The following is a 12,913-nucleotide window of genomic DNA, read 5'->3' as shown; positions in this document are numbered from 1 at the left end:
TGCTCCCAGCCGCGGAGACAGAAGAGGTGGATTACGCCGAGCAGACGCGCTTCGCGCATCCGCTGAGCTAACCCACCCTACAGGCTACGTCCTCGCGCCCCTACTTCGTCAGCAGCGCAAACGCTCCGTTCCACCCCTCGGGCGGCGGATCGACCTTGAACTCGTTGATCCTTGCTTCGTACAGCTTGAACAGCTTCTCCAGCGTGTCGGCATCCTCGCTGCGACGGCCGCGTTCGATGGCGTCCAGTGCGCCGTGCCAGTCGCGGCTGCGGTAGCAGGCGAGCATTTCGATGGTGACGTTGCGCAGGCGCTGGAACGCGGCCGACTGCAACACATCCTCGCGGCCGGCGATCGCATAGATCACCTCCGGTTCGCTCTTGCCCTTGACCGTGATGAAGTCGAGCTCGAGGATCGCGAATCTGTCCTTGGCGGCGAGTGCGGTGCGCGAGCCCACGATGATCGGGAAGCCGTATTCCTTGGTCTGGCCTTCCAGGCGCGAGGCGAGGTTCACGCTGTCGCCGAGCACAGAATAGTTCTTCTTCAGATCGGAGCCCATGTTGCCAACCACCCCGATGCCGGTGTTGAGGCCGATGCCGACATTGAGCGGGATGTAGACATGGCCGCCATCGGCCGCTTCCTGCTCGCGCTCCTTGTTCACGACGTCGATCCTTTCCAGCATCTGGATCGCGGCCTCGCAGGCATGCACCTGGTGCTCGGCATCGTCGAGCGGCGCGTTCCAGAACGCCATGATGGCGTCGCCCATGTATTTGTCGACATAGCCCTTCTGTTCGATGATCACGTCCGTGAGCGGTGTCAGGAAGCGGTTCATCAGCGTGATCAGGCCTTGCGGATCGTGCTTGTAGCTCTCCGAGATCGTGGTGAATCCGCGCACGTCGGAGAACATGATCGTCATCTCGCGCTCCTCGCCGCCGAGCACGAGTTTCTCCGGCGATTGCGCCAGCTGTTCGACCAGCACCGGCGACATGTATTGGGCGAAGATGCCGCGGATCTGCACGCGCTGGCGCTGCTCGCGCACGAAGCTCCAGAAGATGAAAGTGAGGTAGATCGCGGTGGTCGACAGCAGTGGATAGGTGAAGTCGATCAGATAGCGATACTGCGCGTAGAAGAACCAGGACGTGCCGACCAGGATCGCGGCGAACAACGCCCCGGCCAGCACCAGCCGGACCGGGCCGAGATTCGGCGTGAAGATGATGACGAGGATGCCGATGATCATCGCCGCGAGAAGCTCGACGCCGAGCGCGTAGTTCGGCTGGGAGATGACCGCGCGGCTGAGCACGCTTTCGAGCACCTGGGCGTGGATCTCGACGCCGGGCATGGTCGAGGACACCGGCGTGGTCTTGATGTCGTTCAGACCGGCCGCGGACGTGCCGATCAACACCAGCTTGCCGTTGATCTTGTCCGGCGACACGGTGTTGTCGAGCACGTCGGACGCCGAGACATAGATCGAGGGATCGAGACGGGCGTAGTGCACCCAGAGCTGGCCGTTCTTATCGGTCGGGATCTCGACGCCCTTGAGGCGGATCGCGCGGATGCCGGTCTTGTCGGTGCGGACCAGCAGCGTCGGCGTTCGCGTGATGATCCGCAGGATCTCCAGACTCAGCGAGGGCATGATCATGTTGCCCTGGGTGCGCATGATCATCGGCACACGGCGAATCAGGCCATCGCGCTCGGTCTTGATCGAGAACAGGCCGCGGCCGGCGGCGACCTTCTCGATGACGGGCACGTTGCGGAGCAGGCCGGGAAACTCGAACAGAAATTTTTCGGCGCCTTCCTCGCCCACCGTCGCGACGCCAGTGAAGGGCAGTGTCTTGTCAAGCTCGGACTCGACCGCCGGCAGGCCGGTCTCGCCGAGGACGACGTGCGAACGCCTGATCGCTTCGGCGAGGACCTGGTCGTTGCTCGGCAGCTCGCGCAGTCTGGCGCGGGTGACGTCGTCGAGGTAGCGCATCTGGCCGGCGACCAGATCCGGACTGAGCCGGTCGGGTTCCGAAAACACCACGTCGAAGCCGATCGCCACCGCGCCGGCGGCGGTGAGGTTGATGACCAAGTCCGCGATCCGCGTCCGCGGCCAAGGCCACTGGCCGAACTTGGCGAGGCTCTTGTCGTCGATGTCGACGATCGTGACCGGCCGCACCGTCTTGTGGCGGGGATCGATCAGCTGAAACAGGTCGAAGGTGCGCACGCGCAATTCCTGCACCGGCGGCGGATCCCAGACGCGCAACCCGGCGAAGACGATCAGCAGCCCAAGCCCCAGCAGGCGCGCAATGCCGAGTCTCCGCGTGAACCACCGGCGCAGGATTTTGAGACGTTTCATGTCAGTCGAGCTTCCCGGCGCGCGTCGCGTCCCCCGGATCATGGAGCCTAAGCGTGTGATTTTCCATTCCCCGATGGCGGAGGATTGCGGATTTTTTGCCGGCGCCAAGCCGGGCATCGATCGCGGCCAGGCGGGCCGGATCGGGCGCCGATCAGGAGATGTGGAAGATGAAATCGCTGGCCTTGAGACTTGCGGCGACCACGTTCTTCAGCAGCAGCGTTTCATGTTCGGTGACCGCGCCGTCTCCCGTACCAATATGCTCCTGCCACGTAACCTGCGTTTCGCCGGACAGCTGGGTCATGTGGAGATCGTGAGTGGACGCAACGCCCGAGAACTGGCGCAGGTCGATCTTGTCGAGGCCCTCAATGAAATCGGCGATGGTGTGCGTGGCATCTTCCCCGGTCCTGCCCGGCGCGAACACGAACTGATCCTTGCCGCCGCCGCCGCTCAGCGTGTCGCCGGTCGTCGTCGCGAAGATGACGTCCTTGCCGCTGGTGCCGCTCAGCGTGACGCCATTGCGGGCGTCGCCCTCGTTGAAGATGAAGTTGACCGTGTCGCCGGCGCCGGTGGTCTGGTCCGTTACGGTCAGCGTGATCTGGTCCTGGTCGGGCGGCGTGTCTCCGGGATTGTAAGTGATGCCGTCCTGGAAGGCCGTATTGATGTCATCGAGCGAGCCGGATGCGGCCGACGGATCGACGTGGCTATCAGGCGCATGCGCAGTGACGGCTGTGACGGTGAAGTCATCCGCCGACGCGTTGGAATCGGTGTCGCTGACCGAGAGATTGAGGATGCTGTCGGTGCCGAGCTCGCGATCATGCGAGACGTAGAAATCGTCGGTGCCGATGAGCGGCCCACCGGCAGGCGCGGTCACGCTGGTGCTGATCGTGGTAGCCTCGCTCGACGCCGGCGCCGTGCCGTCGGTGGCCATCGCCGCGATGTCGGTCGTCACTGGCGCCGCTGACGTCGTGATGCCACCGCCATAGGTGTCGTCGAGCGCTTGGACGCCGAGCGCGTCCGGCGTGCCCGTAAAACCGTCGGCCGGCACGAAACGGATCGACGTGTCGGTGCCCAGCACCAGCGCATGGCAGTCACTGACCGATCCGATATCGACCCACTGGCTGGTGCCGGCGACTTCGTACTGCCAGACGCCCTCGGCGGTCGTGGCCGTGTCCGATGTGACCGCGATGGCCTGGAAGCTCGCGCCGTCGTCGACATCGTGGAACTTGCTCGCGAAGAGATCGCTGACGGTGCTTCCGGCCGGATTGCTGTCATTGCCGGCGACAGAGGTCAGCGTCGCGTCGTCGAGCATCGGCGAATCGTTGCTGCCGGTGATGTTGACCGTGACGACGTCGCCCGTGCCGGTGACGTGACCGTCATTGGGCACGATGGTGTATTGCAGCGACAGCGTGTGGCCGGCAGCGAGGAAGTCGAAGGCCTGGTCGCCCGAATTGAAGTCCCACGAGAACTGGGCGTGGTCAGCCGTGCCGTTCAGGATGTCGCCGGACTGAACCGCCAAATAGTTCACCAGATCCGCGTTCGACAGCCCGTCGATGCCGTCGGTCTGCAGGACGCCGTCGAGATAGACGGAGAGGTGATCGAGTGCCACCGTGACGTGGTCCGTGGCGTCGGCGTCGGATACGGTCAGCGTGCCGCCCTTGCTGAGCCCAGCATTGGTCTCGGGCAGGGTCACCGTGTCGACGTCGCCCGCGCCCGTCGTGATCGCGGGCGCATCGTTGGCGCCGGTGATCGTGACGGTGACCTGGGTCGTGTCGGTGCCGTGATGGCCGTCGTCGAGCGCGATGGTGGAGACGACGGTCGCGGTCTGGCCCTGGCCGAGGAAGTCCAGCGCACCGTCAGCGATCGAATAGCTCCAGTCGACGGCACCATTGTTCTTGCCTGATGTCAGGACCGCAAGCGCGCTTTCCAGCGCACTCGCCTGACCCGAGGTCGGCGTGAGCTCGGTATGGCCATCGGCGTCGAGCCAGGTCACGTCCTGGTGGGTCACGTTCGCCTGCGGACGATCGGTCAGATCGACGTCGGTGAAGGCGATCGAGCCGGCGGCGGCCGGTACCGGGTCGGGCGCCGGGGAATTGGTGGTGTTCGCCAATTCGGAGAAGCTCGCGCTCAGCCCGGCGCCATCGGCGGTGAATTTCGGCGCGTCGTCCGCGGCGTTGACGGTGATCAGCGTGTGACCCGTGCCGTCGTCGCTGCCCGCGAAGATCGTGTTGCTGTAGTCGGCGCCCGTCAGGGCCAGGCTGATGTGATGACCTGCAGCGTCGGTGATCGTCAGCGTGCCGCCGGTTTTGGCGTCGTCATTGGCGACGTAGATCGCACTGGTTCCGAGACCATACCCGATGCTCGACAGGTCGATCTTGTCGGTCGCGATCAATCCCGCGATCGAGCCGCCGAAATCCGTCGTCTGGATGGAGAGCTCGCTGCCCTCGCCCGCGAAGGTGACCGTCTGCGACATCGTGGCGTCGAGCACCAGCGTCGCACCGGCATCGATCGTGACCGAACCGGAGCCGGACAGCGAGCCGAACAGCGACAAGGCCCCGCCGGCATGGATCTCGATCGTGTTGGTGTTGGTGATGCTGCCCGTGATCGATGTCGTGCCCCAACTCTCGATGCTGCCGGAGTTGGTGATGCCGAAGGTCAGCCCGTCCGCGCTCGCGACAGAGGCGCCGTCGTGGAGATCGATTTCGCCGGCATTATCGATCGTGGACGAGGGGCCGAACGCGTTGGTGCCGGAAACGATCCAGGTGCCGGCGGATTCGTTGTCGAAGGTGGCGCTTGCAGCCGAGATGTTGCCGTTGATGTGGCCGCTATTGTTGATCGCGACCGCGCCGCCGGTCTCGACGATCGCGTAGGCGGTCGCGGTCACGCTTCCGGCGTCGTCGCGGCCGATGGTGCCGGAATTGTCGATCGTCGCGGTGCCGGTCGCGCTCTCGTGAATGGAGATCGCGGCGACGTCGCCGGCACCGGCCACAGATCCGGTATTGGTGATGTGCGTCGAACCCGTCGCCTCGTCGCCGTCCTGGACGACACTGATGCCGTACGAACCCGTGCCTATGATATGCCCGTGATTGGTGATGGTGACATCGCCATCGCGGTTGGCGAGCACGTCGAGACCGACAGCACCGGACGCCGTGCCGCCGATCGTCGCGGCGATGTCGCCCGCCCCGGTCGCCCCGTCCCGCAGCGTGATGCCGTCGCCGGCAGTTCCGGTGACATCGCCAACCGTGATCAGCGAGATAGTACCGATGCCGTTCTGGCTGACGGCAATGCCATTGTTCGCGCCGGTCAGCGTGCCTGATGGCGTCAGCACGATGTCGCCGCGGCTGTCGCTCGACCCGCCCGATGCCGTGAAGTCGAGCGCATCGCCTTCAGACGCCGTGATGTCGGCGTTACCGGTGATCGCGAAGCTGCCACCACTCGTCGCCTGGCCGGTGATGGTCCCGGTGAAGCCATGGCTGGTGTTGTCAAGCTGCAGCGTATCGGAACCACCGCTGAAGGTGACGGTCTGCGCATCGGCTCCGCCGAGTTCCAGCGTCGCCTCGTCGTCGATGATCAACTGGCCGGCGCCGGTGAGCTTGCCGGACAGGTTCAGGGTGCCGGCCTGCACCTCGATGATCCCGGTGTTGGTCACGGCACCCGTGACATTGTTGCCGCCCGACACGGCGTAGAGATTGCCGAAATTGTTCAGGCTGCCGCCGTTGATCGAGACGTCGGTCAAATGGAGCTTCGACATTCCGTCGACCGTGACCGTGCCGGTGCTGGTGATATCCACGCCGGTGATGGCGCTGCTGCCGGTCGATTCCAGCGTACCTGATATGGTCAGCGTGCCGCCGTCGATCGTCGCGCCGTTGACGATCAGTTTGCCGTCGGCATCGACCGTGAGGTTGCCGGAATTTTTGACGACGGAGCCATGGTCGATCGTCAGCGCGCTGTCGCTCCACACCTCGATCAGGCCGCCGGCCTTGTTGGCAACGGTTTCGCTGCTGAACTCTGCTGCACCCCTGACGTTGACCACACCGCAATTGCTCAGCGTGCCGTTCTCGATCAGGCTGGTGCCGTCGAGCTCCAGCGTGCCGTAAATGGTCACGGCACCGCCATCGACCGTCGCGGCACCAACGATCAGCCTCGTACCGACATCCGCTTGGAGGATGCCGCCTGCATTGTGAATCTCGGCGAGCGTCGTCAGCGTGCCGCCGGACAGTTCGATCGTGCCGGAGTTGGTGATCGACGTAGCCTCGGCGAAGTCGCCACCGCCTGCAAGCGTCATCCCCCCGGCATTCGCCAGGAGGCTCGCCCCCGAAAACTCGGCCTTGCCGCCAATCGAGACGATGCCCGTCGCCTGATTGGTGAATCTCGAATCGGCCTCGAGCGTGAGCGTCCCGGTGATCGTCAGTGTGCTCTTGTTGATCACCTCGGGGGCTGTGTGGTCCGCCTTGGTGTCGAAATCGTTCATCGTCAGCGAATTGGCGAACGCGGCTGTGTCGATCGTGACCGGATAGGACGGCGTCAGGCCGTGCAGCTGGTCGGTGATGACGATGACGTCGTCGCTGCTGGTCGGCACGGTGCCGGTTTCCCAGTTGGCGCCGTCCCCCCAGAAGCCGCCTGACGGAGCTCCCGGCTTGTTCGTCGCGATCCACACCACGGCAGGCGCATCGGTGCCCGTGATCGTGACCGTGATGGTCTGGTCTGACGTGGCGCCCTGCGAGTCCGTGACCGTCACGGTGTAGGTCAGCGTCAGCACCTCGCCCTTCGGGATGAAGTCGGCGAGGTAGACCGGGATATCTCCGAGCGACCAATTCACCGTTCCCGTGCCGGACCCCGTGCTGTCGTGACCGGGCGCGATCGAGACCGAGAGGTCCTTGGCGAGGAAGTCGTAGATGCTCTGGGGCACGGTGCCGCCGGGCAGGACCGCGCTGAACTTGGATACCGCCACCGTGTGCGTGTCGGTGAGATCGACATCGCTGAAGCTCAGCGTGCCCGAGGTGGGGACGTCGGTGGTGAGCGGGCCACCCGGCACGCTGGTGCCGCCCGAGAAGGTGATGGTCGGCACGGCCGAGGTGATCACCGGCTTGTCGTTGGTGCCGGTGATGGTGATGGTGATGTCTTTGGTGACGATCCCTGGATCGTCGGCGAAGTTGTTGTTGAGGACGATGGTGTATTTCAGCGTCAGCGTCTCGCCTGCGGCGAGGAAATCGAAGGCGCTATCGGGGACGCTGAAGGTCCAGGCCGCGGTTCCATTGCTGTCGTTGCCGGCGCCGGGAACGACGGTGATCTTGACCTCGGTGGCCAGGATATCCTGCTTCTGGAGCGCCGAAAGGCCTGCCGTCACGTCGTGCTGGCCCGAGTCCTGGTAGACATAGGTGCCGTCGGTGAGCACCACCTTCACGGTCGGACGGTCGCCAAGATTGAAGTCGACAAAGGAGGCCTTGGCGATCACCAGATCGGCCGTCGACACGCCGGTCTGACCTGCGACCTCGGTCAGGTTGAATGCGAGCTTGACGTTGTTGGCGAGGTCGAGGCTCTGCAAAAACAGCGACAGCGCGTTCGGAACACGGCTGCCCGCGGTCGCGTGGTCGGTCGGCCCCTGCAGCGCAGCGTTCTGCTGGCTGAGATTGACGAAGACCGGAATCGCGACGTAGCCGGCTGGCGTCTTGATCGTGAGGCCGTCGCTGGTCTGCGTGACGGTGTCGGTGAAGTTCGTGGTCAGCTTGGTGTTGGTATTGTTGTCCGTGAACTTCAGCGTGAACACGTCCGTGATCAGCTTCTGCACATCGGGTGACAACAGCGCATTGGTGACCGAGACGTTGCCACCGCTGATCTGGATCATCTGTCCGGCCTGGTTGACCGTCGCGATCGGCAGCAAGGTCAGCTTGTCGAACAGGATGTAGGAGCCGGTGGTGCCATTCGGCTCGACCAGCACCTGGAAGTTCGCCTGAGGCTGCGGATCGCCGCCACCTGCGGGAACGACGAAGTTGATCTCGGTCAGCACCGCCGTGCCACGGATACCCATGGTGGCGACCGGCGTGTCGATCTTCATGTCGCCGTGCTTGGCGGTCTCGCCGGCGACGAAGGTGATGGTGCCCGCGACCAGGCTGAGCAGCGAGGAATTGTTCGACCCGTTCGGGTCGTAGACCATCTCGTTCAGCACCATCCGCGCGTTGGAGGACAGGCCGAACACGGTGCCGTCGATGAAGGTCACGCCGAGTGTCGAATCCGAGCCGGTCGAGACCACGTCGCCCTTCTCGACGTTGTCGCCGTTGTTCAGGACGACCGAGACGCCGTTGCGGATCGCGGTGGCGCTCCCGGTCAGCTTGGTGACATGGCCGATGACCTGTGCCGCAGCGGCGCCGGGCGCCGCCTGCGCATATTGAACGTAACCCGTGAGCGCGCTGACGATATCGCCGGTGAGATGCGCACCGTCCGCCGAGGCGATCGCCGCGCGCTTGTCGCCCCTGAAATAATCGTGAACGACGAACGCGTGGCCGTCATGAGACAGCACGAGATCAAGCCCCGTGCGCTTGAAATCGCCATGGAAGATCAGATTGGGGTCGGCAACGACGACCGCACCATCGGGCACGTGGCCATGTGCCTTGGCGGTATAGGAGCCCGCGGTATGGGAGTTGGCGGTAAAGGAATTGGCCGTAAAGGGAACGACGTGGCCGGATGCGGGCGAGCGGAAACCCTGTCCATCCAAGGAGAGCGCGGCGTCAAATTTGCCAGCGTAATTCAACGGGGCACCGAAAAAAGGTTAATATTTATGAAAGAATCGATCGCCTAAGCTCGCATATCATTACCAAGTCCTTAGCGAAACCACCTATTGCTTGTGTGATTTGCACGACTTGGCGGCCCGCGACTATGCCTGCGGCGACACTCAAAGATGAACTGAAGTCATCATTGTGAGATTTGCGAGTAAAGCGTCGGTATTGGAGCCCATTTCCGGTCATTCCATGTACTCTGCAGTATAATTTCAACTATGAATGCTCACCTCAATCTTTGCATCATGATGCGCCGCCGCATACTGCGGCAATTACGGGGCCCAATCTGCGACCAACTAACAGAATCCGTGAAGTAGCGGGTCATTAGCCACAAGCGCAGAATTGACCGACCACAACTTTTGCCTGCATTCGATGCCATTTCGCGGCAGCCGAGCCTCTCCTACCTCCCGATTCGTAAAGTTTTATGCAATTCGGGCAGGCCCGCTTCAGCCTGTCCCGCGGTTTTGGGAGCCCGCCGCCGCGCGTTAAGCGGAACAAAACGGGCCGTCCCGCACCATCTCCGCGAAAGCAACAAAGCCGGCACGTCGAGGTCGAGGGGAATCCTTCCTCATCATCTTGCGAAGCCGGAAGGGGATGTCAGATGGAGTCCGCCGCTCGCCTGCGCGCCTGGCGCGCAGTCATTGCTCTATGCGGGTTGATGCTGCTCGGATCCGCGGCCGATCTTCGTGCCGGCACATTGCTGTCGCCGGGCGCAGGCGTGCTCGTGCGCAAATCCGCCGAGCCATTCGGCCTGTTCGCCTTCGCCGTTTCCAGCGGCGGCCTGCGGCAGAAATGGTTCGCACTGAAGGAGCAGCTCGACGACGACATGGTGCAGCTCGCGCTGTGCGACGGCGATCGCGACCATTGCGCCTCGCCCGCGGCGCTGAAGCTGCTGGCCATCGTCGACCAGGTCCGCACCCGCGACGGTCGCGCGCGGCTGGGCGAGACCAACCGTGCCATCAACCTCGCCATCCGCGCCGAAAGTGACGGCGCCGAAGATATCTGGAGCTCGCCGCTCGCGACCTTTGCGCGCGGCGCCGGCGATTGCGAAGACTATGCCATCGCCAAGGTCGCCGCGCTGCGGCTCGCCGGCGTTGCCGATGAGGACCTCCGCATCGTCGTGGTGCGCGATGCCAGGGCCGGGGGAGAGCATGCGGTTGTCGCCGCAAGGCTCGACGGACACTGGCTGATGCTCGACAACCGCCGCATGGCCATGGTCGCGGATGACGAGGCACGCAGCTACCAGCCGCTGTTCGTGCTCTACCAGTCTGCCGTGCTGAGATATGTCGGCGAGCCCGTCCAGTTCTCGATGGTGATCCCCGGGGTGCACTGATCGCCTCGCAGCCCGAACCTGCCCGCCACAAACCCGTTTCGCCGCGTGATCCCCGGCGCTAGCATGGCGCATTCTCTGCGGGGCGAGCGGAATGCGGTTGATCGTACTGACCATACTTGCGCTGCTGGCGTTGCCGGCGGCATCAGGCTTCGCACAATCCGGTCCATCCGCTTCTTCCCTGTCCGACAGGCTGCCGCAATTCGCCAGGAACAACTGCCAGCAGATCCGCGATCCCGGCAATCAATTGTTCTGCGGCGATGCCGAGCTTGCCGCAGCCGCCGAGAAGCTCTCCACGGCCATCGAGGCGCGGCTCGCCCGCCTGCCCGATCGTCTGCCTGCGATCGAGGAGAATGCGATCTGGAATCGCCAGCGCAATCTCGGCTGCGGCATCGTCGGCCAGACCGCCGTTCGCGTCGAAGATTTCGACCGCGTGAAGGCCTGCCTGCTCAAGGTGACCGAGGATCGCGCCACCATCGTGCGGGATACGAATTTCGACTGTCTGGCCGCCAACACCGCGGCCGGCGCACTGATCTGCGCGGACCCGTCGCTGGCGCTGACCGAGACCGAGCTCAACAGCCAGGTGCTCGGCCTGATCGGCAAGCTGGACCCGACCGCGGCACGGTTTGCTTTCGCAGAATACGGCCGCTGGACCCGCGAGCGCGATCGCAAATGCAATCTGATCGGCAAGGAGAACGTGCCGCCGCAGGAGATTGGCACCGCGGAAGATTGCCTGGCCGAATATCTGAAGCGCAAGACCGACGAGATCGCCGCAGCCGGGGGCGATCCGAAGAAGGTGTTCGGCCGGCAGGTCTCGGCCCGCGAGCCCGACGCCGACGCCGTCGACTTCTGCGCCGCGCGCATCCACGCCGCCAATTCCTGCGGCAATTTTCTCCGCATCAATCGCGTCTACGCACTCGACAGCCAAATGACCGATCAGGAGGCGCAGGTCACCGGCGAGATCGAGATGGTGGTTCTGGCGCCATTCACCACCTGCAGCAAGGTCGCGTCCGCGTGCACCGGCACCTGTTGGGACGCCAGCACCGGCCGTCCGCAACCGGCCGCCGCCAACAAGGATCGCTCCGCAGCGGCTTTCAATGTCACGCGCCGCCTTCGCATCCAGCGCACCTTTGCCTTCGTCAAAGCGGCCGACGGCTGGCGCTGCCGCGAAGACGAGCTGGCGCCGGTGAATTCGGGGACGGCGGGCGGGGGGTCGTAGCGCTAACCCTCCCCTGGAGGGGAGGGTCGGCGAAGATCAAAACATCAGATTGTCCTTGACCAGCACCCAGCGGCCGCCCTTGACCTGCTGCACCTGGGTGATGGTGTTGGCGAGATGGTCGGTCTTGGAGAACTTGGTCGGCGGCGAATTGAAGATGTCGAGGAACTTTTCGCCTGATTCCAGTGAATCGAGCATCTTCTGTCCGGTCAGATCCTTGCCGGCCTTGTCGGCGTAGAACGCAAACGTCATCACCGCGTTGTAGCCGATGATCGCCTGGGTGTTGGCGTCGGCACCGAACATCTTCTTGTAGTTGATCAGCCAGTCGTGGACCTTGCCCTTGGCGGTGTCCTCATAGGGAATCTCGAAGCCCGAAGCCGCATAGAGGCCCTCGACCGCCTCCTTGCCGAGCGTCGGCACCTCCAGCACGTTGGTCGGCGTGGCGCCCAGGAAAGTGACGTCCCAGCCGAGCTTCTTCGCCTCGGTCATCGCGCCGATGGTCTCGCGGATCACGGTGCCGAGCACGACGAGGTCGCAGCCGTCCGACTTCATCTTGGCGACCTGCGCACTGAAATCGGACGCGCCGCGCTTGTAGCTCGTGATCGAGGCGGGCTGCAGCTTCATTGCCGCGAGCTGCTGGTTGAAGCCGTCGAGCACGTTTTTTCCGTACTCGTCGTCCTGATGCATGATGCAGGGCTTCTGGAAATTCTTCCACTCCATCATGTATTTCAGGGCGGCGCGCGTGCTCTCGACGTAAGGCAGCAGATTGTTGAACTTGAGCCGCTCCTGCGGCTTGGCCGGATCGAACTTGAAGGTGAACTCGGCCGCCGTCAGCGGAAACAGCTGGAGCACACCGGCATCGAACAGGATGTCCTGGGCGGCCAGCACCGTCGGCGAGCCCATTGGACCGATCATCGCGAAGATCTTGTCGCGCTCGACCATCTTTTGCGAGGCCAGCACCGCCTTCTTCGGATCATAGCCATTGTCCTCCAGGACCATCTTGATCTTGCGGCCCTGGATGCCGCCGGCGGCGTTGATCTCCTCGACTGCCATCTTCATGCCGTTGGAAACAGGCACGCCCCAGACCTTGATCGGACCCGACAGATCCTGATGGGTACCGATGACGATCTCGTTGGCCGAAATGCCCTCATTGGTGACTTTGGTTTGCGCCAGGGACGGCTGACAGGTGAGTGCGAACGCACTCACAGCAAGGCCGAACGCTTTCAACGACTTCGACATTGACGTCTCCTCTCCTTAAGGCC

Annotated in this window: 5 protein-coding genes; 2 read left to right on the top strand and 3 right to left on the bottom strand. The window is 63.8% G+C overall.

Annotated elements, in window-relative coordinates; genetic code table 11:
- Positions 1-100: 100 nt before the first annotated feature.
- Positions 101-2,335, bottom strand: coding sequence for a CHASE2 domain-containing protein (locus ACVWZ4_RS15200; RefSeq protein WP_456699981.1), 2,235 nt, complete (start codon positions 2,333-2,335; stop codon positions 101-103).
- A gap of 151 nt (positions 2,336-2,486) precedes the next feature.
- On the bottom strand, positions 2,487-9,080 hold the full coding sequence (locus ACVWZ4_RS15195) for a VCBS domain-containing protein (RefSeq protein ID WP_456740652.1): 6,594 nt from the start codon (positions 9,078-9,080) through the stop codon (positions 2,487-2,489).
- Between the two features lie 626 nt (positions 9,081-9,706).
- Between ACVWZ4_RS15195 and ACVWZ4_RS15190 the strand changes: the two genes are divergently transcribed.
- Together ACVWZ4_RS15190 and ACVWZ4_RS15185 are read left to right on the top strand one after the other, a co-directional pair.
- Positions 9,707-10,438: a transglutaminase-like cysteine peptidase gene (locus ACVWZ4_RS15190; RefSeq protein ID WP_456699983.1), complete on the top strand. Its 732-nt coding sequence runs from the start codon at positions 9,707-9,709 to the stop codon at positions 10,436-10,438.
- 91 nt (positions 10,439-10,529) lie between these two features.
- Positions 10,530-11,654, top strand: coding sequence for a lysozyme inhibitor LprI family protein (locus ACVWZ4_RS15185; protein WP_456740651.1), 1,125 nt, complete (start codon positions 10,530-10,532; stop codon positions 11,652-11,654).
- A 36-nt stretch (positions 11,655-11,690) separates the two neighbouring features.
- Here the strand turns inward: ACVWZ4_RS15185 and ACVWZ4_RS15180 are convergent, their stop codons facing one another.
- Positions 11,691-12,890 carry an ABC transporter substrate-binding protein gene (locus ACVWZ4_RS15180; protein WP_456699985.1) on the bottom strand — a complete coding sequence of 400 codons (1,200 nt, stop codon included), beginning with the start codon at positions 12,888-12,890 and terminating at the stop codon, positions 11,691-11,693.
- Between the last annotated feature and the right edge of the window lie 23 nt (positions 12,891-12,913).

The organism is Bradyrhizobium sp. USDA 4472, from assembly GCF_054058595.1.
The sequence above is the reverse complement of the archived record's forward strand: the minus strand, read 5'-3'. Positions and strand labels throughout refer to the sequence as shown.

Excerpts from the sequence above, each read along its gene's own strand:
- ACVWZ4_RS15200 (WP_456699981.1), bottom strand. The coding sequence starts at position 2,335 with ATGAAACGTCTCAAAATCCTGCGCCGGTGGTTCACGCGGAGACTCGGC.
- ACVWZ4_RS15190 (WP_456699983.1), top strand. The coding sequence starts at position 9,707 with ATGGAGTCCGCCGCTCGCCTGCGCGCCTGGCGCGCAGTCATTGCTCTA.
- ACVWZ4_RS15185 (WP_456740651.1), top strand. The coding sequence starts at position 10,530 with ATGCGGTTGATCGTACTGACCATACTTGCGCTGCTGGCGTTGCCGGCG.
- ACVWZ4_RS15180 (WP_456699985.1), bottom strand. The coding sequence starts at position 12,890 with ATGTCGAAGTCGTTGAAAGCGTTCGGCCTTGCTGTGAGTGCGTTCGCA.